General features: G+C 63.8%; 26 protein-coding genes. All 26 read left to right on the forward strand.

What is annotated here, in order from left to right; translation table 11 throughout:
• Positions 1-98: 98 nt before the first annotated feature.
• Positions 99-962 carry an urease accessory protein UreD gene (locus CTR53_RS05860; RefSeq protein WP_290809942.1) on the forward strand — a complete coding sequence of 288 codons (864 nt, stop codon included), beginning with the start codon at positions 99-101 and terminating at the stop codon, positions 960-962.
• Positions 963-1,267: 305 nt separating this feature from the next.
• Positions 1,268-2,560 (forward strand): urea ABC transporter substrate-binding protein, encoded by a 1,293-nt coding sequence (gene urtA / locus CTR53_RS05865; protein WP_290809943.1) that lies wholly within the window; start codon positions 1,268-1,270, stop codon positions 2,558-2,560.
• A gap of 125 nt (positions 2,561-2,685) precedes the next feature.
• Positions 2,686-4,617, forward strand: a complete 1,932-nt coding sequence (gene urtB, locus CTR53_RS05870; RefSeq protein ID WP_290809945.1) for an urea ABC transporter permease subunit UrtB — start codon at positions 2,686-2,688, stop codon at positions 4,615-4,617.
• Positions 4,610-5,776: an urea ABC transporter permease subunit UrtC gene (gene urtC / locus CTR53_RS05875; RefSeq protein ID WP_290809947.1), complete on the forward strand. Its 1,167-nt coding sequence runs from the start codon at positions 4,610-4,612 to the stop codon at positions 5,774-5,776. Before urtB ends, urtC begins: the two co-directional genes overlap by 8 nt.
• Positions 5,777-5,853: 77 nt before the next feature.
• Positions 5,854-6,600 carry an urea ABC transporter ATP-binding protein UrtD gene (gene urtD, locus CTR53_RS05880; protein ID WP_290811638.1) on the forward strand — a complete coding sequence of 249 codons (747 nt, stop codon included), beginning with the start codon at positions 5,854-5,856 and terminating at the stop codon, positions 6,598-6,600.
• A 3-nt stretch (positions 6,601-6,603) separates the two neighbouring features.
• Positions 6,604-7,299, forward strand: a complete 696-nt coding sequence (gene urtE, locus CTR53_RS05885) for an urea ABC transporter ATP-binding subunit UrtE (RefSeq protein WP_290809949.1) — start codon at positions 6,604-6,606, stop codon at positions 7,297-7,299.
• 33 nt (positions 7,300-7,332) lie between these two features.
• Entirely contained in the window at positions 7,333-7,635 is a 303-nt protein-coding gene (locus CTR53_RS05890) for an urease subunit gamma (protein WP_290809951.1), read from the forward strand.
• A gap of 175 nt (positions 7,636-7,810) precedes the next feature.
• Positions 7,811-8,116, forward strand: a complete 306-nt coding sequence (locus CTR53_RS05895) for an urease subunit beta (protein ID WP_290809954.1) — start codon at positions 7,811-7,813, stop codon at positions 8,114-8,116.
• Positions 8,117-8,130: 14 nt separating this feature from the next.
• The gene (ureC, locus tag CTR53_RS05900) at positions 8,131-9,894 is read left to right on the forward strand and encodes an urease subunit alpha (protein ID WP_290809956.1); all 1,764 of its coding nucleotides are present in this window, start codon (positions 8,131-8,133) and stop codon (positions 9,892-9,894) included.
• A gap of 92 nt (positions 9,895-9,986) precedes the next feature.
• Positions 9,987-10,562, forward strand: a complete 576-nt coding sequence (locus tag CTR53_RS05905) for an urease accessory protein UreE (protein WP_290809958.1) — start codon at positions 9,987-9,989, stop codon at positions 10,560-10,562.
• On the forward strand, positions 10,504-11,244 hold the full coding sequence (locus CTR53_RS05910) for an urease accessory protein UreF (RefSeq protein ID WP_290809960.1): 741 nt from the start codon (positions 10,504-10,506) through the stop codon (positions 11,242-11,244). The genes CTR53_RS05905 and CTR53_RS05910 overlap by 59 nt, the downstream gene beginning before the upstream one ends.
• Positions 11,241-11,855, forward strand: coding sequence for an urease accessory protein UreG (gene ureG / locus CTR53_RS05915; RefSeq protein WP_290809962.1), 615 nt, complete (start codon positions 11,241-11,243; stop codon positions 11,853-11,855). Before CTR53_RS05910 ends, ureG begins: the two co-directional genes overlap by 4 nt.
• Positions 11,856-11,858: 3 nt before the next feature.
• The gene (locus tag CTR53_RS05920; protein ID WP_290809964.1) at positions 11,859-12,302 is read left to right on the forward strand and encodes a DUF805 domain-containing protein; all 444 of its coding nucleotides are present in this window, start codon (positions 11,859-11,861) and stop codon (positions 12,300-12,302) included.
• Between the two features lie 58 nt (positions 12,303-12,360).
• Positions 12,361-13,209: a helix-turn-helix transcriptional regulator gene (locus tag CTR53_RS05925; RefSeq protein WP_290809966.1), complete on the forward strand. Its 849-nt coding sequence runs from the start codon at positions 12,361-12,363 to the stop codon at positions 13,207-13,209.
• Positions 13,210-13,283: 74 nt separating this feature from the next.
• Positions 13,284-13,730 carry a nuclear transport factor 2 family protein gene (locus CTR53_RS05930; protein ID WP_290809968.1) on the forward strand — a complete coding sequence of 149 codons (447 nt, stop codon included), beginning with the start codon at positions 13,284-13,286 and terminating at the stop codon, positions 13,728-13,730.
• Between the two features lie 74 nt (positions 13,731-13,804).
• Positions 13,805-14,473 carry a bifunctional 4-hydroxy-2-oxoglutarate aldolase/2-dehydro-3-deoxy-phosphogluconate aldolase gene (locus tag CTR53_RS05935; RefSeq protein WP_290809970.1) on the forward strand — a complete coding sequence of 223 codons (669 nt, stop codon included), beginning with the start codon at positions 13,805-13,807 and terminating at the stop codon, positions 14,471-14,473.
• A 3-nt stretch (positions 14,474-14,476) separates the two neighbouring features.
• Positions 14,477-14,722, forward strand: coding sequence for a DUF1272 domain-containing protein (locus tag CTR53_RS05940; RefSeq protein ID WP_290809972.1), 246 nt, complete (start codon positions 14,477-14,479; stop codon positions 14,720-14,722).
• A gap of 7 nt (positions 14,723-14,729) precedes the next feature.
• Positions 14,730-16,214, forward strand: a complete 1,485-nt coding sequence (gene glpK, locus CTR53_RS05945) for a glycerol kinase GlpK (RefSeq protein ID WP_290809973.1) — start codon at positions 14,730-14,732, stop codon at positions 16,212-16,214.
• A complete protein-coding gene (locus tag CTR53_RS05950; RefSeq protein WP_290809975.1) occupies positions 16,211-17,212 on the forward strand; it encodes a dienelactone hydrolase family protein in 1,002 nt (333 codons plus the stop codon). The genes glpK and CTR53_RS05950 overlap by 4 nt, the downstream gene beginning before the upstream one ends.
• 153 nt (positions 17,213-17,365) lie before the next feature.
• The gene (locus CTR53_RS05955; protein WP_290809977.1) at positions 17,366-17,848 is read left to right on the forward strand and encodes a hypothetical protein; all 483 of its coding nucleotides are present in this window, start codon (positions 17,366-17,368) and stop codon (positions 17,846-17,848) included.
• Positions 17,849-18,185: 337 nt separating this feature from the next.
• Entirely contained in the window at positions 18,186-18,746 is a 561-nt protein-coding gene (locus CTR53_RS05960; protein WP_290809979.1) for a F0F1 ATP synthase subunit delta, read from the forward strand.
• Positions 18,746-20,272 carry a F0F1 ATP synthase subunit alpha gene (gene atpA, locus CTR53_RS05965; protein ID WP_290809981.1) on the forward strand — a complete coding sequence of 509 codons (1,527 nt, stop codon included), beginning with the start codon at positions 18,746-18,748 and terminating at the stop codon, positions 20,270-20,272. Before CTR53_RS05960 ends, atpA begins: the two co-directional genes overlap by 1 nt.
• A 27-nt stretch (positions 20,273-20,299) precedes the next feature.
• Positions 20,300-21,187, forward strand: coding sequence for a F0F1 ATP synthase subunit gamma (locus CTR53_RS05970; RefSeq protein ID WP_290809983.1), 888 nt, complete (start codon positions 20,300-20,302; stop codon positions 21,185-21,187).
• Between the two features lie 45 nt (positions 21,188-21,232).
• Positions 21,233-22,657, forward strand: a complete 1,425-nt coding sequence (gene atpD / locus CTR53_RS05975; protein WP_290809985.1) for a F0F1 ATP synthase subunit beta — start codon at positions 21,233-21,235, stop codon at positions 22,655-22,657.
• Positions 22,658-22,681: 24 nt separating this feature from the next.
• Positions 22,682-23,086 (forward strand): F0F1 ATP synthase subunit epsilon, encoded by a 405-nt coding sequence (locus tag CTR53_RS05980; RefSeq protein WP_290809987.1) that lies wholly within the window; start codon positions 22,682-22,684, stop codon positions 23,084-23,086.
• Positions 23,087-23,134: 48 nt separating this feature from the next.
• Positions 23,135-24,490, forward strand: coding sequence for an MBOAT family O-acyltransferase (locus CTR53_RS05985; protein ID WP_290809989.1), 1,356 nt, complete (start codon positions 23,135-23,137; stop codon positions 24,488-24,490).
• The last annotated feature ends 14 nt before the right edge of the window (positions 24,491-24,504 follow it).

The following is a 24,504-nucleotide window of genomic DNA, read 5'->3' on the forward strand; positions in this document are numbered from 1 at the left end:
CGCCGGGCGCGGGTATGACGGAAGTGAGGTCTGGTTCCTTGCTTTACCTGCGGGGCTCCATCCATGATGGGGCCCCGTTTCGTTTGGAGGGTGGAGAGATGACGGCGGCGCCGGTTCAGCGCCTGCAGCGCGCGAACGGCGCGCTCACCCTGCGTTTTGCCGCAGAGGACGGCGGTGGCGTCACGCGTCTGGCCGATCTCTACCAGTCCGATCCCTGCCGCGCTTTGCTGCCGTCGCCCGATCCGGGCGAGCCGATCACCGCCGTGCTGATCACCACCGCCGGCGGCCTCACCGGTGGCGACCGGCTGAAGCTGTCGGTCGCGGTGGAGCAGGGCGCCACGGCACTCTGCACGCCGCAGGCCGCCGAGAAGATCTACCGTTCGCCCGACGACAGTGCCGCCGCGCTCGATCTCACGCTCGATGTTGCGGCCGATGCCGCGCTGGAATGGCTGCCGCAGGAAATGATCCTGTTCGACGGTGCCCGGCTGGAGCGCCGCATTTCGGTCTCCCTGAAAGCCGACAGCCGCCTGCTGGCTGGCGACATCACGGTGTTTGGGCGTATCGCGCGCGGCGAACGCTTCGCCTCCGGCGGCTTGTTCGACCGCTGGCAGGTCCGGCGCGACGGTCGCCTGCTCTGGACCGATGCCACGCGTCTGGACGGCGACACGCTCGCCACGCTGGACCATCCCGCCGGCTTTGCCGGTGCGACGGCGCAGGCCGTGATCCTCTATCAGGGACCGGACGCCGCCGGTGCGCGCGACCGGCTACGAGCGCTGGAAGATCACGACGCGGGCTGCGCCGAGAACTCTACCTGGGGCGCCACGGTGATCGACGGCCTGCTGCTGGTACGCCTGCTGGATGCCGATGCCGCGCGGCTGCGCCGGCAGTTCGCGCGCCTGTGGTCGGCATTGCGGCCCGGCCTTGGTCTGCGGCCGATGATGCCGCGGCTCTGGAGGTTCTGACTCAATTTGAGTCATCTGGCCTTTGTATGGGCGTAAACCTCTGCCCATATTTTATGCGCTGCCGTTTTTTTAAGAGGTAGATGCCCAAATAAAGCGCAGCGGCCCGCCACGATTGTGTCTCGGCTCAAGTTTGAATTGTCCCGGTGGATAACCGCGGGGGTTGCCTTATTGCAGCGCGGAATCAGTGAATTACCTGCGCATAAGGGGCTTGTCGTGACGCCATGGTCCGCTTGGCACGCTCCTTGCCATTCCTTTCCTGTCAGGCCGGCCTGGGGGGCTCGGCCCAAGCAGGAGAGGAAGTCTCAATGACCAAGTTTATGCGGACGATGGCCGCGGCAGGCGCCATGCTGGGCGCAGTCGCCGTCGGCAGTGCGCCGGCCCTGGCGCAGGACACGATCAAGGTCGGCGTTCTGCACTCCCTGTCGGGCACCATGGCGATTTCGGAGACCACCCTGAAGGACACCGTCCTGATGATGGTGGACGATGTGAACAAGAAGGGCGGCCTGCTCGGCAAGAAGCTTGAGGCGGTCGTGGTCGATCCGGCCTCCAACTGGCCGCTGTTCGCCGAAAAGGCGCGCGAGCTGATCTCGAAGGAAAAAGTCGCGGTCGTGTTCGGCTGCTGGACCTCGGTGAGCCGCAAGTCGGTGCTGCCGGTCTTCGAAGAACTCAACAGCATGCTGTTCTACCCCGTCCAGTATGAGGGCGAGGAAAGCTCGAAGAACGTGTTCTACACCGGCGCCGCGCCGAACCAACAGGCCATTCCCGCCGTCGAATACCTGATGAGCAAGGAAGGCGGCGAAGTGAAGCGCTGGGTGCTGGCTGGCACCGATTACGTCTATCCGCGCACCACCAACAAGATTCTGGAAGCCTTCCTGAAGTCCAAGGGCGTCAAGCAGGAAGACATCATGATCAGCTACACGCCGTTCGGTCATTCCGACTGGCAGACCATCGTGGCCGACATCAAGAAGTTCGGCTCGGCGGGCAAGAAGACCGCCGTGGTCTCGACCATCAACGGCGACGCCAATGTGCCGTTCTACAAGGAACTGGCGAATGCCGGCATCAAGGCCTCCGACATCCCGGTGGTCGCCTTCTCGGTCGGCGAAGAAGAACTCGCCGGCATCGACACCAAGAATCTGGTCGGCCATCTGGCCGCCTGGAACTACTTCCAGTCGGTGAAGAACCCCACCAACGATGCCTTCATCAAGCAGTGGAAGACCTTCATCAAGAACGACAAGCGCGTCACCAACGATCCGATGGAAGCCACCTATATCGGCTTCAAGATGTGGGCCCAGGCTGTCGCGCAGGCCGGCAGCACCAACGTGGATGCCGTGCGTCAGGCGATGTATGGCCAGAAGGTGAAGGCTCCCTCGGGCTTCACCGCCGTGATGAACACCAACCATCACCTGTCCAAGCCGGTGCTGATCGGCGAGATCCGTCCGGACGGCCAGTTCAACACCGTGTGGCAGACCAAGGGTCCGGTGAAGGCCGACGCCTGGTCGAAGTTCATCCCGGAAAGCGCCAAGCTGACGGCCGACTGGACCTTCCCCTGGGTCTGCGGCAACTGCGAGATGCCGAAATACGCGGCTCTCACCAACTAAAAGCGTAAGCGTAAATGGCATCCGACCCCTTCCTGCGCGGCGCAGCTGCACGGGAAGGGGATTGGAGCGCCCAACAAAAAATCCGTTCCGTCCTTGTCATAAAAATCGCAGCGGTCATCGAACCCATGCAACGCTTTCTGCCCATTCTGCTGGTCGTCCTGATGCTGGCACTGGTTGCCTTCGTGCGCCCGTCTGCCGCGCAGGATCTGGCCGCCACGCTGTCCGGCCTCACCGACAGCGACCCCAAACCCGCCATCGCGGCGCTGACGCAAAGCGGCGATGACAAGGCGAAAGCCGCGCTCGCAGCACTCGCCGCCGGCAATCTCTACACACGCCTGTCTGACGGTGCCGTGGTAATCGGCGAGACGGATGGCGCGCTGATCGTCGTCACCAATGCCGCCACCGGCGAGATCGAGGACATGGCCAAGCCGGAAGAGCTGCAGGTCATTGCCGTCTCCGACGATGTCAAAAGCCTGCTGGCCGGTGCGGTGCCTGCCGCCAGCAGCGGTCCGGTCGATTTCACCACCGCGCTGAACGGCCTGAAAAGCGACAGCTTTGCCGACAAGGGCAAGGCCATCGAGGCGCTGACCGATCTGGGCGATGTGCGTGCCATTGCGGTCTTTCGCGCGCTGGCCGATGGCCGGCTGTTCCTGCGCAAGTCCGACGGGTTGATGGTGATCGGCGCGCCGAGCGGTAATGATCTGGCGCTGACCTCGCCGCTGGATGGCCGCGCGCTCGGGGCAGTATCGCCCGGCACGCTGGACCCGCTGTTCGTCAACAACAACCTGCGCAACGTGCTGCGCGAGGCCGTCGGTCGGCTGGGCTTAAGCAGTGCCGATCCGGCTGCGCGACAGATCGCCGCCAATGCGCTGCTCGACAATGCCACGCCGGAGGCCGTTGCCCTGCTGCGTGACGCCTATGGCCGCGAAACAGTGGACGGCGTGAAGCGCATCATGGCGCTCAGCCTGGCGGCCGCTGAGATCGCGCATCCCGACAAGGTCAAGCGGCTCGATGCCATCGCCGTGCTGGGCGCGGCCTCCGATCTGCGCGTGCGGGCGCTGCTGCAGGCGCGTCTCAACCAGGAACCGGATGCCGATGTGAAGGCCGCGCTGGTCAAGGCTTTCGACCGGATGCAGACCAAGATCACGCTGTATTCCTATGTCGAGAACTTCGTGCAGGGCATTTCGCTCGGCTCGGTGCTGCTGCTCGCCGCCGTCGGTCTCGCCATCACGTTTGGCGTGATGGGCGTGATCAACATGGCGCATGGCGAGATGATCATGCTCGGCGCCTATTCGGCCTATGTCACGCAGGAGCTGTTTCGCGCCCTGCTGCCACCCGGCTGGATCGGCGCCTACCTGATCGTGGCGCTCCCCGTGGCCTTCCTGATCGCGGCTGCCGTCGGTGTCGTGATCGAACGCGGCGTGATCCGCTTCCTCTATGGCCGGCCGCTGGAAACCATGCTGGCAACCTGGGGCGTCAGCCTCTGCCTGCAGCAGGCGGTGCGCAGCATCTTCGGCGCCACCAACAAGGAAGTCGCCAATCCATCCTGGATGACCGGTGCCATCGACGTGGCGGGCGGTTTATCTGTGACATGGAATCGGGTTTACATCATCATCTTCTGTTTCCTGGTGCTGGGCCTGATCGCGCTGATCCTCAAGCGCACCGCCTTTGGCCTGCACATGCGTGCCGTGACGCAGAACCGCCAGATGGCCGCCGTGATGGGGATTCCCACCGCGCGCATCGATGCCATGACCTTTGCGCTCGGCTCTGGCATTGCCGGCATGGCCGGCGTGGCGCTCAGCCAGATCGGCAATGTTTCGCCCAATCTCGGCACCCTCTACATCGTCGACAGCTTCCTTGTGGTCGTTTTCGGCGGCGTCGGCAGCCTGATGGGGACTCTCGTGGGCGCGCTCACGCTCGGCGTCGTCAACAAGATCCTCGAACCGGTGGCCGGCGCGGTACTGGGCAAGGTGGTGGTGCTGGTCTGCATCATCCTGTTCATCCAGAAACGCCCGCGCGGGCTGTTCGCGGCCAAGGGGAGGTCTGCGGATGCGTGAGAAACTGGAGACTCTCGCCAAACCCCGCCCGCTGCTGGATCGCAAAGGCTGGGCCGCATTCCTCGCCATCGGCTTCGTGCTGATCGTGCTGGTGCCGCTGCTCAATATGCTGCCGGCGCGCGGCAGCCTGCTGCATCTGTCGGACTACCTGATTCCGCTGCTCGGCAAATATGCCTGCTACGCCATCCTGGCGCTCAGCCTCGATCTGGTCTGGGGCTATGCCGGCATCCTCAGTCTCGGCCATGGCGCCTTCTTCGCGCTCGGCGGCTATGCCATGGGCATGTATCTGATGCGCCAGATCGGCACGCGCGGCGTCTATGGTCATCCCGAGCTGCCCGATTTCATGGTCTTCCTGAACTGGAAGGAACTGCCCTGGTACTGGGCGGGCTTCGACAGTTTCCCCTTTGCCATGCTGATGGTGCTGCTGGCGCCGGGGATTCTGGCACTGGTGCTGGGCTGGTTCGCTTTCCGCAGCCGTGTCACCGGCGTCTATATCTCCATCGTCACCCAGGCGATGACCTTCGCCCTGCTGCTCGCGTTTTTCCGCAACGATATGGGCTTCGGCGGCAATAACGGCCTGACCGATTTCAAGGACATCCTCGGCTTCCCGATCCAGTCGCAGGATACGCGCCTCGGCCTGTATGTCGCTTCGGTGATCGCGCTTGGGCTGTGCTTCCTGCTCTGCCGCTTTGTGACGCAGTCGAAACTCGGCCGCGTGCTGCTGGCGGTGCGCGACGCCGAAAGCCGCGTGCGCTTCCTCGGGTATTCGCCGACTTCGGCCAAGCTGTTCGCCTTCGTGCTGTCGGCCCTGCTCGCCGGTGTCGCCGGGGCGCTCTATGTGCCGCAGGTCGGCATCATCAACCCCGGCGAATTCTCGCCGGCCAATTCCATTGAGGTCGCGATCTGGGTCGCGGTCGGCGGCCGCGGCACGCTCTATGGCGCCATCCTCGGTGGCGTGGCGATCAACCTGGTGAAAACCTGGCTCACCGGTGCCGCACCCGAACTCTGGCTGTTTGTGCTGGGCGGCCTGTTCATTGCCTCCACCCTGCTGTTCCCGAAAGGCATCGTCGGCCTCGTCGGGCAATTCCGGGCCTGGCGCGACGAGAAAAAGGCCTTTGCGCTGAGCGACAAAGCCGCAGCCGAAAAGGGAGCCGAGTGATGCGCCCCGCCATGCCCGCGCCCTCGCCGCTGCTGCAGCCTGCCACCGCCGGCCTCGCGCCCGACGTGATCGACAAGGTGCGTGTCTCGGATACCCAGCTGTATCTGGACGGCGTCAGTGTGTCCTTTGACGGCTTCAGGGCGATCAACAATCTCGCGCTGATGGTGGCGCCCGGAGAACTTCGTACCATCATCGGACCCAATGGCGCCGGCAAGACCACGATGATGGATATCATCACCGGCAAGACCAAGCCCGATTCCGGTGAAGTTCTGTTCGCCGGCCGTATCGATCTGACCAAACTGGATGAAGTGGCGATTGCCAATCTCGGCATCGGCCGCAAATTCCAGAAGCCCACCGTGTTCGAGAATCTCACGGTCTTCGAGAATTTCGAACTGGCGCTGAAATCGGCGCGCGGCGCCTGGAAGACGCTGGCCGGCCGACTCAATTCCGAAGCGCTGGATCGCATTGTCTGGGCGCTGGATACCGTCGGCCTGGAAACCAGGGTGGAAGACATCGCCGGCTCGCTCAGCCATGGCCAGAAGCAGTGGCTCGAAATCGGCATGCTGCTGGTGCAGGACACACAACTCATTCTGCTGGATGAACCGGTCGCCGGCATGACCGATGCGGAGACCAAACAGACCGCCGAACTGATCCTGACGCTGAAGGGCGAGCGCACCCTGGTGGTCGTCGAACACGACATGGAATTCGTGCGCGATCTTGGCGCGCGCGTTACCGTGCTGCATGAAGGCAGCGTGCTGTCGGAAGGCACGGTGGATCACGTGCAGAACGATCCCCGTGTCATCGAAGTCTATCTGGGGCGCTGAACAATGTTAGCTGCGCAGAATCTCAATCTTTACTACGGCGCCAGCCATGCCTTGCGCGATGTTGGGGTCAACGCTGAAATCGGCAAGATCACCTGCATTCTGGGTCGCAACGGCGTGGGCAAGACCTCGCTGATGCGTGCACTGGTCGGCCTGCAGACGGTGCGCTCAGGAAGCATCATGTGGGAAGGCCAGGACATCACTGCGCTGAAGCCGCATGAGCGGGCGAAACGCGGCATTGCCATGGTGCCGCAGGGCCGCGAGATTTTCCCGCGCCTGACGGTTTACGAGAACCTCGAAACCGGTCTGGCGCCGCTCCCCAGAGGCGAGCGCAAGATCGAGGACGATATCTATGCCCTGTTTCCGGTGCTGCACGAAATGCGCAACCGGCGCGGCGGCGATCTCTCGGGCGGTCAGCAGCAGCAGCTGGCGATTGCGCGGGCCCTGGTCACGCGACCCCGGCTGCTGCTGCTGGACGAGCCGACCGAGGGCATCCAGCCCTCCATCATCAAGGATATCGGGCGGGTGATCCGGGATCTGGCCAACCGCGGCACCATGGCCATCGTGCTGGTCGAGCAGTATTTCGACTTCGCCCGGGCGCTCGCCGACCAGTTCATCCTGCTGCAGCGCGGTGAGGTGGTGGTCGAAGGCGATGCCTCCCGGCTGGATGCCGACGACGTCCGCCGCTATCTTACCGTCTGACATCGCCGTTTTAGCTGGGGGAGGGGAGCGGTCATGAATCTGACGCCCCGGGAAAAAGACAAGCTGCTGGTCGCCATGGCGGCCGTCGTCGCGCGTCGGCGGCTGGAACGCGGCGTGAAGCTCAATCACCCGGAAGCCATCGCGCTGATCACCGACTTTGTCGTGGAAGGCGCGCGCGACGGCCGCTCGGTCGCCGACCTGATGCAGGCCGGCGCCAGTGTGATCAGCCGGGCGCAGGTGATGGACGGGATTCCTGAAATGATCCACGAGATCCAGGTCGAGGCCACCTTCCCGGACGGCACCAAGCTGGTGACCGTGCACAATCCGATCCGGTGATGGGAATGATGGTGTCGTCACATTCTCTCTCTGTCTCTTTCTGTGTCATGGCCGGGCTTGACCCGGCCATCCACGCCTTACTGTCTGTCCCGGACTGGAACCGTTCCGCAGAACCCTCGCACGTGGATGGCCGGGTCGAGCCCGGCCATGACAGTAAGGGTGGAAGAGGTGCGCAATGATCCCCGGTGAAATCATCACCCCCGACGGCGAGATCGAACTGAATGCCGGCCGGCCGACCGTGACGCTGGAAATCGCCAATACCGGCGACCGGCCGATCCAGGTCGGCAGCCACTATCATTTCTTCGAGACCAATCCGGCGCTGCGTTTCGACCGCGACAAGGCCCGCGGCATGCGGCTGGATATTCCGGCCGGCACGGCGGTGCGTTTCGAGCCGGGCCAGACCCGCAGCGTCAATCTGGTGTCGTTCGCCGGCAAGCGCGAAGTCTACGGCTTCCGTGCCGATGTGATGGGCAAGCTGTAAGAGGGACTGTAGAGATGGCGAACCGCATTCCCCGCAAGGCCTATGCCGGCATGTACGGCCCCACCGTGGGTGACAAGGTGCGGCTGGCCGATACCGACATCATTATCGAGGTGGAGAAGGATTTCACCGCCAGCCCGCCCACGGCGAAGGCTGGCGAGGGCGGTTATTCCGCCAACACGCCGCTCTACGGCGAGGAAGTGAAATTCGGCGGCGGCAAGGTGATCCGCGACGGCATGGGCCAGAGCCAGGTGACCAATGCGGCCGGCGCGGTCGATACCGTGATCACCAATGCGCTGATCCTCGATCACTGGGGTATCGTGAAAGCCGATATCGGCCTCAAGAACGGGCGTATCGCAGCTATCGGCAAGGCCGGCAATCCCGATATCCAGTCCGGCATCGACATCATCATCGGTCCGGGCACGGAAGCCATCGCGGGTGAGGGCAAGATCGTCACCGCTGGCGGTTTCGACGCGCATATCCATTTTATCTGCCCGCAGCAGATCGAAGAGGCGCTGTGTTCCGGCGTCACCACCATGATGGGCGGCGGCACCGGACCGGCGGCCGGCACTTCGGCCACCACCTGCACGCCGGGGCCGTTCCACATCATGCGCATGATGCAGGCGGCTGAGGCCTTCCCGATGAATATCGGCTTCCTCGGCAAGGGCAACGCAGCGAAACCTGACGGCCTGGTCGAGCAGGTCGCCGCCGGCGTCTGCGGCCTCAAGCTGCACGAGGACTGGGGCACGACTCCCGCGGCGATCGACAACTGCCTGAATGTGGCGGAAGCGCACGATATCCAGGTGGCGATCCATACCGATACGCTGAACGAAAGCGGTTTTGTCGAGGACACGATTGCGGCCTTCAGACATCGCACCATTCATGCCTTCCACACCGAAGGCGCCGGCGGCGGCCATGCGCCGGATATTATTCAGGTTGCCGGACTGGCAAACGTACTTCCGTCCTCGACCAATCCGACCATGCCCTACACGGTGAATACTGTGGACGAGCATCTCGACATGCTGATGGTCTGCCACCATCTCGATGCACGCATTCCGGAAGACGTCGCCTTCGCCGACAGCCGCATCCGGCGCGAGACGATTGCCGCCGAAGATATCCTGCACGATCTCGGCGCCTTTTCGATGATGTCGTCCGACAGCCAGGCGATGGGCCGCGTCGGCGAGGTGATCATCCGCACCTGGCAGACCGCCGACAAGATGAAGAAGCAGCGCGGCCGACTGCCCGAGGAAAAAGGCGACAACGACAATTTCCGCGCCAAACGCTATGTGGCGAAATACACCATCAATCCGGCGCTCAGCCATGGCGTGGCGCATGAGATCGGTTCGGTCGAGCCCGGCAAATTCGCCGATCTGGTGATCTGGTCGCCGGCCTTCTTCGGCGTGAAGCCCGATATGGTGCTGAAGGGCGGCAGCATCGCGGCGGCGCCGATGGGCGATCCCAATGCCTCGATCCCGACGCCGCAGCCGGTGCATTACCGCCCGATGTTCGCCGCCTTCGGTCGCAACGGCATCCAGTCCAGCCTGCTGTTCGCCAGCCAGGCCGGCATCGACAGCGGCATTGCGCAGACATATGGCCTGCAGCGGTCGCTCGTTGCCGTGAAGGGCTGCCGCACCGTGACCAAGAAGGACATGGTGCATAACAACTACATGCCGAAGATCGAGGTCGATCCGGAGACCTATGTGGTGCGCGCCGATGGCCAGCTGCTGACCTGCGAGCCGGCGAAAGTGCTGCCGATGGCGCAGCGGTACTTTCTGTTTTGACAGGTATCGTCGTTCCCGCGTAAGCGGGAACCCAGTCATGCCGTTGTTCTGGGTCCCCGCTTTCGCGGGGACGACGAGAGGAGTAAGTGGGAATGCTGAAAGCAACCTCAGTCGTATCGTCCGGCCGCTGGCCTGCGCCTGAGCGCAAGGCCGTCGTCACCCTGGCGCATCATGACCGGCATCGCCGCCGCATCCGGCTCATCGCCGACGACGGTACCAGCTTCCTGCTCGACCTGACCGAAGCCACCGTGCTGCGGCATGGCGACGGGCTGAAGCTGGAGAGCGGCGGTTATATCGAGGTGCGGGCTGCCATCGAACCATTGGTGGAAGTGCGCGCCGCCTCGCCGCAGCTATTGGCGCGGCTCGCCTGGCATCTCGGCAACCGGCATCTTCCGGCTGCCATTCACGCAGATCGCATCCTGATCGGCGACGACCATGTGATTGTCGACATGTTGAAGGGCCTGGGTGCGCAGGTGCAGGCGGTGAACGCACCCTTCGATCCCGAGGGCGGCGCCTACGGCCAGCACAATCACGATCCCTCGCACCCTTACGGCCTTGGCTCGCGTTACGGCAAAGGCGGCGAGCAGAAGGGTGGCCACAGCCACAGTCATGATCACGGACACTCGCACGATCATGACCACGATCATCACCATGACCACGACCACTAAGATCGGGACCACTGATCTCTACCGCCTGCTGGCCTGGTTCTCGCCGAGCTATCCGATCGGCGCGTTTTCCTACAGCCATGGCGTCGAATACGCGGTCGAAACCGGCCGAGTGAAGAATGCCGCCACGCTTGGCGACTGGATCGGCCATATCCTGCGCCATGGCGCCGGCTGGGTCGATGCCGTGCTGCTGAAAGAGGCGCATGCCGCCTGCGACGATCTGACGAAACTGGATGAACTGGCCGATCTCGCCGCCGCCTGGCGCGGCACTGCCGAGATGGCGCTGGAAAGCACGCAGCAGGGCGGTTCGTATCTCTCCGTCACCCGTGCCGCCTGGGGCCAGTCGTCCGCACTCGATGCCTTCGCCGCCCTGCGTGCCGACAAACCGGTGCCGCTCTGCATCGCCGTCGGCGTCGCCGCCGGCGCACACACTCTCGCAGTGGAAACCGTGCTGGCCGCCTATCTGCATGCCTTTGCCGCCAATCTGGTCTCGGCCGCAGTGCGCCTGATCCCGCTGGGCCAGACCGACGGGCAACGCACGCTCAGCAGTCTGATGCCGGTGGTCGACAGTATTGTGCCCTGTGCGCTGGGCTGTTCCGTGGAAGACTGCGGCACGGCCTCGCCGATGGTCGATCTCACCTCTATGATGCACGAAACCCAGTATACGAGGCTGTTCCGCTCATGAGTTCCTCCAATCCGCTCCGCGTCGGCATCGGCGGGCCCGTTGGCTCCGGCAAGACCGCGCTGGTCGAACGGCTCTGCCGTTTCTTACGCGATGACTGGAACATCGCCGTCGTCACCAACGACATCTACACCAAGGAAGATGCCGAATTCCTCACCCGCGCCAATGCGCTGTCGCCGGACCGCATCGCCGGCGTCGAGACCGGTGGTTGCCCGCATACGGCCATTCGCGAAGACGCCTCGATCAACCTCGCCGCCGTCGCCGACATGCAGAAGAAATTCCCCGGCCTCGACGTGATCTTCGTCGAATCCGGTGGCGACAATCTGGCTGCAACGTTTTCGCCCGAACTGGCCGACATCACCATCTATGTGATCGACGTCTCGGCCGGCGATAAGATTCCGCGCAAGGGCGGGCCGGGCATCACGCGCTCGGACCTGCTGGTGATCAACAAGATCGACCTGGCGCCTCTCGTGGGCGCTTCGCTTGAAGTCATGGACCGCGACTCGAAAAAGATGCGCGGCGCACGGCCCTTTATCTTCGCCAACCTGAAAGCGGAAAAAGGCGTCGCCGAGATCGCCGACTTCATCCTGAAAAGCGGCGGGCTGAAGGAATAGCGGATGTCGAAACCGGTTTTCTCCGATCTTTTCCGACTTTCCGGGCGGAGGAACCGCAAGTCGTATTCGCTGCTTTTACTCTTTTGCCTTGTAGGCTGGGCAGTTGCTCTGATGGGGCTGCTGAATATCGCGACTACGACATGGGGGGTTGTCATAGGCGCTGGGACCGGACTGCTTGTATATGCTTTTGGCAATGCAGTTATTTGGATTGCAGGGGCGCAGCGTTGTCGTGATATGGGTTGGCCGGGGTGGCTCATGCTTGTTGTTGCGGCGCTCTGCATCGTCTTTCAGCCACTGATTTTCTTAGAGAACCTGAGCGTGGCAATGACAACAGTTGTTGTTGCGGTTACTGCGGCTGTTTGGCTGTTCCTGCTCTGGCTGTGCATTGTCCTCGGCACCCCTGGGCCTAACAAGTATGGCCCCGACCCACTGGAGCCGCTGCCTTAAAGCAGGATTGACCTCAAAGGTAATTGTCGGCTTTACCCGCCGGGTCTAGGCTGCCGGCATGAACGACATGCTGGTTTCCGCGCCGGCCGCGCGGACCGCGCGCGCCGCCTTTCCCGACCTGCTGCGGCAGTGGCGCAACGAACGCCGCATGAGCCAGCTCGGCCTCGCCACCGAGGCCGGCATTTCCACGCGGCATCTCTGCTTTCTGGAAAAAGGCCGTTCGCAGCCGAGCCGCGAGATGGTGGTGCTGCTGGCGAGCGTGCTGGATATTCCGCTGGCGGCGCAGAATGCCCTGCTGATCGCCGCCGGTTTCGCGCCGGTGTTCAGCGAGGCACCGCTCGATGCGCCGCAGCTCGGCCATGTGCAGCAGGCGCTGGAGTTCATGCTGGCGCAGCAGGAGCCGTTCCCGGCGCTGGTGGTGGATGAGGCCTGGAACCTGCGCCATCGCAACCATGCCGCCACCCGCATCCTCGGTGCGCTGCGGCCGTTCTATAATGTGCCGGCCGAACTGTCGCAGAATGTGATGCATGTGATGTGTCATCCCGGCGGCATGCGGCGCTTCATGCCGAACTGGCATGATTTCACCGCCGCCTATCTGCAGGTGCTGCATCGCGAGGCGACGCAGGGGCTCAGTCATGCCGCCGCAAGACTGCGCGAAGACCTGCTGCGCTACCCCGACATGCCAGCGGCCTTCGCCAGCCCGCATATGGATCATCCCGTCGTGCCGATGCAGCTGCGCATCGGCAAGCACGCGCTCAGCTTCTTCGTCACGCTGACGACCTTTGCCATGCCGCGCGACATCACCCTGCAGCAGATCAAGCTCGAAGGCTTTTTCCCGGCCGACGAGATCACCGCGCAGCTGGCGCGCAAGCTGACGGCCGAACCGGCGTTTACCCTGCTGGATTGACCTCCCGCGTAATTGCCGGATTGACCCGCGATGTCCGATACAGGCAGCCAGGCAATGCAAGAATGGGGAAAGTCATGCTGCAGGATACCGCACTCGTCACGTTGCGCCGGCTCAATGCGCAGTTCATCCATAACTTCGTCACCTGCGATGTGGCGTCGCAGGCCTCGATCATCCATCCGCGCTTCACCTGCATCATGCCGACCGGCCAGCGGCTGGAACGCGACGCCTATCTGACCTACTGGGCCACCGGCTTCGATCCTGACGTGATCACCTACTGGGATTATCGCGACGAGCGGATCGAGATTTTCGGCGACGTGGCGCTGGTCTGCGCCAGCAACGGCTACACCCGCCGCCGCGACGGCGTCGCCACCTCGGGCATGAGCATCTACACGGATACGTATTTGCGCGAGGACGGCCGCTGGTCCTGCATCCAGGCGATGATCACCGGCATGCAGCCCGATTTCTTCCCGGCCGACGATACCGTGGTGCGCCGCTACCATCGCGGCCGGCTGCAGGAGTGACCACCACGGCCGCGCGGATGGCTTGAAGCAGGCCGTGTCCCGCGCGTATCCTTCCCTTAAATCAGGGAGGACACATGCCGGACAAGGCCACCGACAAGCTGACCGGGCGTACTGCCACGCTGGACGCCATCCTGACCCGCAGCCCGGTGATCCCGGTGCTGGTGGTGGAAGATGCCGCCACGGCGGTACCGCTGGCAAAAGCTCTGGTGGCCGGCGGCATTCCGGTGCTGGAAATCACCTTGCGCTCGGCAGCCGCACTGGATGCCATCCGGCGGATCGCCGCCGAAGTACCCGAGGCCGTGGTTGGCGCCGGTACAGTACTGAATCCGGCGCAGTTCGCCGCCGCACAGCTTGCGGGGGCGAAATTCGTCATTTCGCCCGGCGCCACCGAGGCGCTGTATTACTGCGCCAAGGATACCGGCCTGCCCTATCTGCCGGCGGTGGCGACGGCGTCCGAGGTGATGCGCGCCATGGAGCAGGGTTTCCTGCGCGCCAAATTCTTCCCAGCTGAATCTTCCGGCGGCGTCGCCGCGCTGAAAGGCTTCGGCGGACCTTTCCCCGAGATGAAATTCTGCCCGACCGGCGGCGTCACCGAAGCCAACCTGCGCAGCTATACGTCGTTGCCCAATGTCTTCGCCGCCGGCGGCTCCTGGCTGGCGCCGAAGGAGATGGTGCAGAAGAATGACTGGGCCGGCATCACCGCCATCGCCAAAAAGGCCGTCTCCATCGCGAAAGGACAATAAGTCATGCTCGAACTGCGTCCCAACTGCGAATGCTGCAACCGCGACCTGCCGCCCGAGTCAGAGCTGGCGCGCATCTGCACCTTTGAATGCACCTTCTGCGCCGACTGTGCCGACAACACCCTGAAAGGCCGTTGCCCGAACTGTACCGGCAATCTGGTGGTCCGCCCGATCCGTCCGGCGTCCAAGCTGGTGAAATTCCCGGCCAGCACCAAACGCGTGTTCAAGGCCGAAGGCTGCGCCGCGGAATAATCAGACCATGCCGAACTACATCCTCGCCATCGACCAGGGCACCACCTCCAGCCGTGCCATCGTCTTCGATGCGTCTGGTCTGCCAGTTGCCACCGCGCAGAAGGAACTGACCCAGCATTATCCGGCCGATGGCTGGGTCGAGCATGATGCCGAGGACATCTGGCGCGATGTGCAGAGCCTGATGCGCGAAGCGGTCGCCAAGGCCGGCCTGCGTGGCAGCGACATCGCCGGCATCGGCATCACCAACCAGCGCGAGACGACGGTGGTGTGGGAAAGAGATTCAGGCCGTCCGATCCATCGCGCCATCGTCTGGCAGGATCGCCGCACGGCGGAAACCTGCCGCCAGAAAGTCGCCGATGGCGTCGGCGGCATCGTGCAGCAGAAAACCGGCCTGCTGATCGACAGCTATTTCTCCGCCACCAAGATCGCCTGGCTGCTCGACAATGTTCCCGGTGCGCGGTCTCGCGCTGAAAAAGGCGAGCTCTGCTTCGGCACGATCGACTCTTATCTCCTGTTCCGCCTCACCGGCGGGAAAGTCCATGCCACCGATGCCACCAATGCCTCGCGCACCATGCTGTTCGATATCGTGTCGCAGCAATGGGATGAGGTGCTGCTGAAAATTTTCAATGTGCCGGCGGCGATGCTGCCCGAGGTGAAGGATTGCAGCGGCGAATTCGGTATCGCATCAGTTGATATCCTCGGCCATGCGGTGCCGGTCACCGGCATCGCCGGCGACCAGCAGGCTGCCACCTTCGGCCAGGCCTGCTTCCAGCCCGGCATGGTGAAATCGACCTACGGCACCGGCTGTTTCGCGCTGGTCAATATCGGCGACAAACCGGTGCAGTCGACCAATCGCCTGCTCACGACGGTGGCTTACAGACTGAACGGCAAGACGACTTACGCCCTGGAAGGCTCGATCTTTGTCGCCGGCGCCGCCGTGAAATGGCTGCGCGACGGGTTGAAGATCGTCGAGGGCGCGGCCGAGACCGCCACGCTGGCGGCAACGGTGCCGGAGACGCACGGCGTCTATCTGGTGCCGGCTTTTGTCGGCCTCGGCGCGCCTTACTGGGATCCCGATGCGCGCGCCGCCATTCTCGGCCTCACGCTCGATGCCGGGCGGGCTCACATTGCGCGGGCCACGCTGGAATCGGTCGGCTACCAGACGCGCGATCTCACCACGGCGATGAAGGCCGACGGCGCGCCGGCGCCGGCCGCGATCCGCGTCGATGGCGGCATGGTGGCGAATGACTGGCTCTGCCAGTTCCTCGCCGACATGCTGGATGTCGCGGTCGAACGCCCGCGCGTGATCGAAACCACCGCGCTCGGCGCCGCCTATCTCGCGGGCCTCGCCACCGGCGTCTATGCCGGGCTGGATGCGGTGGCTTATGGCTGGCATTGCGAACGCCGCTTCGAGCCGCGCATGAATGCATCGACCCGCGCGCAGCTCTATGCCGGCTGGCAGAAGGCCGTGAGCCGCGTGTTGACGAAATGAAACTGCTGCTGACGCTTGGGCTGTCGCTGCTGCTGACAGCCTGCGTCACGCCGACCGGCAATCGCGCTGCGCCGACGAATGGCGAGAAGGTGACCTGGCAGAGCGTTGCCTGCACCGGGGCGCCGGTGATCTGCAACCGCATGGACGCCACCGGCTATTTCTTCGCGCAACCCAACGCCACGGCTGCCGTGATGATCACGCATGGGTCTCAGGGGCTGGATTCGCGCCTGTTCGAATATGCCGATGCGGCACGCGCCGCCGGTTTCGCCGCGCTGGTGATCGACCACTGGTCACCTCGCGGTATTGGCGTGACGCACAACGACTATGTCGCCGCAGCACAGAAGGGCGGCAACGAATTCAACATGGCCTTCGACAGCCTGACCGCAGTTGCCTGGCTGCGTCAGCGCGGCTTCGCGAAAGTCGGCAGCATCGGGGAGTCGCAGGGCGGCGGCGCGGCGATCGCGCTGGTGCAGAGATGGATCCATGAGACCGTCAACCGCAACGTGACGCGTCTGTACGGCAAGCCGTTCACGGCGCAGCCGCCCGATGCCGTGGTCGGCCTGTATGGCTATTGCGGTCTGCGCCATGCGCCGCGCGATGCCTATCTGCCCACGCCCTTCCTGTTCATCACCGGCGCCGAGGACGATGAAACGCCGAGCCGCTATTGCGAACAATATGTGCCCTGGATGAACGGGCGCGGCGGTGCGGCAAAGATTATCGTGCTGCCCGGCGTGGGCCACAGTTTCGATGCGCCCTACCGCCGCCAGCGCAACAGCAGCGGTCCGCATTACGCCAACTGCAATCTGCTGGTCGAGGCTGGCCCGGATGGCAGGGGCAAAGTGACCGAACTGAATTCGGGCACGGTGACCGCCGGGCAGGATACCTGGGGCGCCTTCTCGAAATGCGTCCGCTATGGCGGCTACCACAGCGGCTATACCGGCGACCGGTTCGTGGCCGTGCCGCACTGGACCGGCTTTTTCCGCGAGCATCTGCGCTGAGCGTTGGTGCTGTACCTTCTCCCCGTCATGGCCGGGTCAAGCCCGGCCATGACAATAACGGGTGGAGTGAGGCTTATAATCATATTGTACTTTAAATGTTCTTATGTTTCTGCTAGGCTGGCCGGCAAACTTCCCCCGGCAGGAGCGCAGATCATGACGAACCAGACCAAGCCATTGATTGGCCTGAACAATCCAGATGCCATCACGCCGGAAAAGGCCGCGAAGTCCGGCTCGCGCCAACACTGGAAGAAAGTCGACTGGGGCAAGGCCGCCGAGCTGATCGCCCAGGGCGGCACTGTCGAAGCCGTGGCGGCAGTGCTGGGATGCGAACCGGACCGCATTCTGCGTAACCTGCGCCGCTCGGCCAGATTCCGGCACCGGATCGACTGCGCCGCCGACCGCCTGCTGTTGTCGGCCCGGCTGCGCTTCGCGGCGCTGGGCGATGCTGCGACCCGCGAGATGCGCCGCCGCACCGTGCAGGAACAGGATCCCCGCCTGCTGCAGTGGCTGGGCGAAAAAATCAATCAAAACCAGGAGCAGGCCACGCCGGGTGAGCAGTTGGCCCAGGCTGCGCGCTCCGCGCCGCGCCGCAAACCGGCGCAAATGTTGGCCGAAACGGGCTCTAACGGGACGTAACGGGCTGGATTGGGATGAAACGGGCTGTCACAGGCCTCGAACGGGACGGAACTGGCCGTCGAACAGGCCGAAACGGGACGAAACAGGCGTCTGTCGGGCCCTGAATGCAGTGCGACAAAAGGCTTCTTCCGCCCATGACGCCTCACCGTTGCGCCGCTAATACCCGTATGCTAACTAAACGCGGCTTTCGCGCCGGGGGGGCCGTAAAATATCTATAGTCTCCCCGAAAATTCCTTAAGTCTGTCAACGTCTTAAGAGGAGCGCCGGAGGGCTGGCCGTAAGTGCATGCGGCGAGTCCCGTTCCGACGCTCCGGTCCATGAAGAAGAAGGGGCTTTCGTGGCTCAGGAAACCTCGCTTGTTACCGGCATTGCCGGCCGCTATGCGACCGCGCTGTTCGATCTGGCGCGCGATGCCGGCCAGCTCGATGCCGTCGCCAAGGATCTCGACCAGCTGTCGGCCATGCTGGCCGGTTCGGCCGATCTCGTCCGCCTGGTCCGCTCGCCGGTGTTCAGCCGCGACGAACAGGCCAGGGCCATCGCCGCCGTCGCCGAAAAGGCCGGATTCAGCGATCTGGTTCGCCGCTTCCTCGGCGTCGCCGCCGCCAACCGCCGCCTCTTCGTGCTGGCCGATGTGATCGCCGGTTTCAAGACGCTGCTCAGCCATCATCGCGGCGAGACTGTCGCAGACGTCGTTTCGGCCGTGGCGCTGAACGACGCGCAGCTCGCCCAGATCAAGTCTTCGTTGTCGTCGGGTGCCGCCGGCAATGTCGTGATCAACGCCAAGGTCGATCCCTCGCTGATCGGCGGCCTGATCGTCAAATTCGGATCGCGCATGATCGATGCGTCGGTCCTCACCAAGCTCAATAATCTGAAGACCGCCATGAAAGGTGTTGCGTGATGGATATCCGCGCCGCAGAGATTTCTGAAATCCTGAAGAGCCAGATCAAGAATTTCGGCACCGAGGCCGAGGTTTCGGAAGTCGGTCAGGTTCTTTCCATCGGTGACGGCATCGCCCGCGTCCATGGCCTCGACAAGGTCCAGGCCGGCGAGATGGTCGAATTCCCCGGCGGCGTGAAGGGCATGGCCCTCAACCTCGAAACCGACAACGTCGGCGTCGTGATCTTCGGCGAAGATCGCGGCATCAAGGAAGGCGACACCGTCAAGCGGACCGGCGCCATCGTGGACGTTCCGGTCGGCAAGGGCCTGCTGGGCCGCGTCGTCGACGCGCTCGGCAACCCGATCGACGGCAAGGGCCCGCTCAAGGACGTCACCCGCGCCCGCATGGAAGTGAAGGCCCCGGGCATCATCCCGCGCAAGTCGGTGCATGAGCCGATGCAGACCGGCCTGAAGGCGCTCGACGCCCTGGTGCCCGTCGGCCGCGGCCAGCGCGAACTGATCATCGGCGATCGCCAGACCGGCAAGACCGCGGTTGCGATCGACGCCATCCTGAACCAGAAGGCCACCAACACCGGCGACGACAAGAAGAAGCTCTTCTGCATCTATGTCGCCATCGGCCAGAAGCGTTCGACGGTTGCCCAGGTCGTGAAGACCCTGGAAGAAGCCGGCGCCATGGAATACTCGATCGTGGTGGCCGCCACCGCATCCGAGCCGGCGCCGCTGCAGTTCCTGGCGCCCTACACCGGCTGCGCCATGGGCGAGTTCTTCCGCGACAACGGCATGCATGCCGTGATCGTGTATGACGATCTGTCCAAGCAGGCCGTCGCCTACCGCCAGATGTCGCTGCTGCTGCGCCGCCCGCCGGGCCGCGAAGCCTATCCGGGCGACGTGTTCTACATCCACTCGCGCCTGCTCGAGCGCGCCGCGAAGATGTCGGACAAGAATGGCGCCGGTTCGCTCACCGCCCTGCCGGTCATCGAGACCCAGGCAGGCGACGTGTCGGCCTACATTCCGACCAACGTCATCTCGATCACCGACGGCCAGATCTTCCTGGAAACCGAACTCTTCTATAAGGGCATCCGCCCGGCCATCAACGTCGGCCTGTCGGTGTCGCGCGTCGGTTCGGCCGCGCAGATCAAGGCGATGAAGCAGGTTGCCGGCTCGATCAAGCTGGAACTCGCGCAGTATCGCGAAATGGCGGCCTTCGCCCAGTTCGGTTCGGATCTCGATCCGGCGACCCAGCGCCTGCTGAACCGCGGCGCGCGTCTGACCGAGCTGCTGAAGCAGCCGCAGTACCAGCCGCTGCCGGTCGAAGAGCAGGTCGTTTCGATCTATTCGGGCGTGAAGGGCTATCTCGACAAGCTGCCGGTCAGCAATGTCGGCCGCTTTGAGCAGACCCTGCTCAGCACGATCAAGTCGAAGCATGCCGACATCCTGTCGGGTATCCGCGAGGCCCAGGCCCTGACGCCGGATCTGGAAGCGAAACTGAAGGCTGTGCTCGAAGAGCTGGCCAAGACTTTCGCCTGAACCGCTTGAACCAAAGGGTAGAGCTTCATGCCTAGCCTCAAGTCACTGCGCGTTCGGATCAACTCGGTCAAGTCGACCCAGAAGATCACGAAGGCGATGAAGATGGTGGCAGCCAGCAAGCTGCGCCGCGCCCAGGAGGCCGCCGAAGCGGCGCGTCCTTATGCTGAGCGTATGGCCAGCATCATGGCTTCGCTGTCGGCTGCCCAGACGGGTTCCGACACCGCGCCCCGGCTGATGATCGGCACCGGTAAGGATCAGGTTCATCTCCTGATCGTCGCCACCGCCGAACGCGGCCTGTGCGGTGCGTTCAACTCGTCGATCGTCAAGCTGGCACGCCGCAAGATCGAAGAACTGACCGCTGCCGGCAAGACGGTGAAAATCCTCTGCGTCGGCAAGAAGGGTCGCGACCAGCTGCGTCGCGACCATGCGTCGAAGATCGCCGACACCGTCGATCTGTCGAAGGTCAAGAAGGTGGGCTTTGCCGAGGCTCAGGAAATCGCCGACCGCGTGCTGGCGATGTTCGAGGCCGGCGAATTCGACGTCGCCCATGTCTTCTACAACAACTTCAAGTCGGTGATCAGCCAGATCCCGACCGTGCAGCAGCTCATCCCGGCCATGGTTGCCGGCGATGCGGTCAATGCCGGTCCGGACCTGAAGGGTGCGATCTACGAATTCGAGCCCGACGAGGAAACCATTCTCGATCAGCTGCTGCCGCGGAACCTGTCGATGCAGGTCTATCGCGCGCTGCTGGAGAATGCGGCCTCCGAACAGGGCGCCCGCATGTCCGCGATGGACAACGCGACGCGCAATGCCGGCGAGATGATCAAGAAACTCACGACCGTCTACAACCGGTCGCGTCAGGCCCAGATCACCAAAGAACTTATCGAAATCATCTCCGGCGCCGAGGCGGTCTAAGACCGCGCGCTGGACGATACAGGAAAGAAAGAGCGGAGCAGCATCATGTCCACGAACAAGACGGGTCGCATCACTCAGGTCATCGGCGCGGTTGTCGACGTGCAGTTCGACGGTTACCTGCCGGCCATCCTGAACGCCCTGCATTGCACCAACCAGGGCAACCACCTGGTTCTGGAAGTCGCGCAGCATCTGGGCGAAAACACCGTCCGCACCATCGCGATGGACTCGACCGACGGTCTGGTCCGCGGCATGGAAGTCACCGACACCGGCAGCCCGATCTCGGTGCCGGTCGGTCAGGAGACGCTGGGCCGCATCATCAACGTGATCGGCCAGCCGATCGACGAGCGTGGCCCGATCAACGCCAAGGTTGCCGCGCCGATCCATGCGCCGGCTCCTGACTATGTCGACCAGTCGACCGAGCAGAAGGTGCTGGTCACCGGCATCAAGGTCGTCGACCTGCTCGCGCCCTACTCGAAGGGCGGCAAGATCGGCCTGTTCGGCGGCGCCGGCGTCGGCAAGACCGTGCTGATCATGGAGCTGATCAACAATATCGCGAAGACGCACGGCGGCTATTCGGTGTTCGCCGGCGTGGGCGAGCGTACCCGCGAAGGCAACGATCTCTATCACGAAATGATGGAATCGGGCGTCATCAAGACCGACGGCCCGGGCTCGAAGGTCGCCCTGGTGTATGGCCAGATGAACGAGCCGCCGGGCGCCCGCGCCCGCGTCGCGCTGACCGGCCTGACGCTGGCGGAATACTTCCGCGACCAGGAAGGCCAGGACGTGCTGTTCTTCGTCGACAACATCTTCCGTTTCACCCAAGCGGGTTCGGAAATGTCGGCGCTGCTCGGTCGTATTCCTTCGGCGGTGGGTTACCAGCCGACGCTGGCCACCGACATGGGCATGCTGCAGGAACGCATCACCTCGACCCATAAGGGCTCGATCACCTCGGTGCAGGCGATTTACGTGCCCGCCGACGACTTGACCGATCCGGCGCCGGCGACGTCGTTCGCCCATCTGGACGCCACCACCGTGCTGTCGCGTCAGATCGCCGAGCTGGGCATCTATCCGGCGGTGGATCCGCTCGACTCGACCTCGCGCATTCTCGATCCGCGCATCGTCGGCGAAGAGCATTACGAGATCGCCCGCCGCGTGCAGTCGATCCTGCAGAGCTACAAGTCGCTGCAGGACATCATCGCCATCCTGGGCATGGACGAACTGTCGGAAGAAGACAAGCTGACCGTGGCCCGCGCCCGCAAGATCCAGCGCTTCCTGAGCCAGCCCTTCGACGTGGCCCAGGTCTTCACCGGTTCGCCGGGCGTGCAGGTTCCGCTGGCCGAGACCATCCGCGGCTTCAAGGAAATCGTGGACGGCAAGCACGACCATCTGCCGGAGTCGGCCTTCTACATGGTCGGCACCATCGACGAGGCGATTGCCAAGGCGAAGAAGCTGGCCGCCGAAGCGGCCTGAGCCCTTCGCGCAAAGGAGTAGACCATGGCCGCGGAAAGCGTCAGGTTCGAACTGGTATCGCCCGAGAAGCTGCTTCTCGCGGTCGATGCCGAAATGGTGGTGGTGCCCGGTGAGGCCGGCGACTTCGGCGTGCTGCCGGGTCATAGCCCGCTGATCTCGACCATCCGCAACGGCGTGATCGAAGTGACCGTCAACGGCGCCGTCACCGAGCGCATCTTTGTCGCCGGCGGTTTCGCCGAAGTGGCGAACGACAAGCTGACCGTGCTGGCCGAGGAGGCCACCCCGGTGTCGAAGCTGGATCGTGCGAAGGTCGAGCAGGCCTTGAAGGATGCCCGCGAAGACTTCGACGACGCCAAAGACGACCATGCCAAGGCCCGCGCCAACGCGCAGGTCGAAAAGTACACCGCCATGCTCGAGGCGGCGGCGTAAGGGCGCGCAGGCGGGCCTGCGGCAGCACCTCGTCCGCAAGGCCCGAATATGCCATTCAACTCTCTCGCCTTTCTCGCGCTCCTGCTGGCAAGCTGGTGCGCGGTTCAGGCCTTCCGGCGACCGGCCTATGTCCTGATTACGGCCAGTCTGGTCTTCTATGCCGTCGCCGGGCCGTTCGACACCATCGTCTTTCTCGTCACGGTCTCGCTCAACTGGCTGATCCAGTTGAGCGGCCTGCGGGCCCGCTGGAAGATCACGCTGGCGGTGCTGCTGAATATCGGCCTGATCGTCGGCTTCAAATACAAGAGCCTGCTGCTTGGCGCCGCCGGCGCCACCGGCAGCTATACCGATACCGGCCTGCCGCTCGGCATCTCCTTCTACTGCTTCCAAGCGCTCGCCTATCACATCGACGTGGCGCGCCGGCAGACCGCGCCGGCCTCTTCATTCGCCTCCTTCTTCCTGTTCAAGAGTTTCTTCCCGCAGCTGGTGGCCGGCCCGATCGTCAGGGCGCATCAGTTCCTGCCGCAGATAGAGCGGCTGTTCACGGGCAGCCGGCGCCGGCCGCGCCTGATCGCTTTCGGCTTGGCCCTGTGTGCGCTCGGCCTGGTCAAGAAGGTGGTGTTCGCCGACAGCCTTGCGCCGCTGGTTGATGAGATTTTTATGGCCCCTCCGGAATCGGCCTATCTGGCCTGGCTCGGCGCTGCGCTCTTCACCTTCCAGATCTATTTCGACTTCTCCGGCTATTCGGATATCGCCATCGGTGCGGCCTATCTTCTCGGCCTGCGGCTGCCGGTGAATTTCCTCACGCCGTATATCAGCCTCGGACCGCGCGAATTCTGGCAGCGATGGCATATCAGCCTGTCCACCTGGATCCGCGACTACCTCTACATTCCGCTCGGCGGCCGCCACGGCACTTGGATCCGCTCGGCGATTGTGCTGGTGGCGAGCATGGCGCTGGCGGGCCTGTGGCACGGCGCCAATATCACTTTCATCATCTGGGGCACGGCCTGGGGCATTTATATTCTGCTCGGCCGCCTGTGGCCGTGTCGGCTTGAGGTCTTCGCACCGCTGCGCTGGCTGGTGCATATGCTGATCGTTGTCGCGCTCTGGGTGCTATTCCGCTCGCCCAGCTTCGACTTCGCGATGGACTACTTCCGCGCCATGCTGTCGGTCTCGAACTGGAGTATTCCCGAACATGGCGCGCCGGCCGGCTACGTATGCACCGGGATCGCTGGGCTGTTCGTGCTGCACTGGCTCGAAGCGCGCGCCGCCGGCCGTCCGGCCGTACTGATATTGCGGCGTTACGATGGTCCGCTACTGTGGGGCTGCCTGATCTCGATTTCGCTGATCTTGGTCCTGATTCCGACAGCGGCAGTCAATCCCTTCATCTATTTCCGGTTCTGACATGGCCAGGCGAT

Source organism: Ferrovibrio sp. (assembly GCF_002796975.1).
In the GTDB taxonomy this organism is placed as follows: domain Bacteria; phylum Pseudomonadota; class Alphaproteobacteria; order Ferrovibrionales; family Ferrovibrionaceae; genus Ferrovibrio.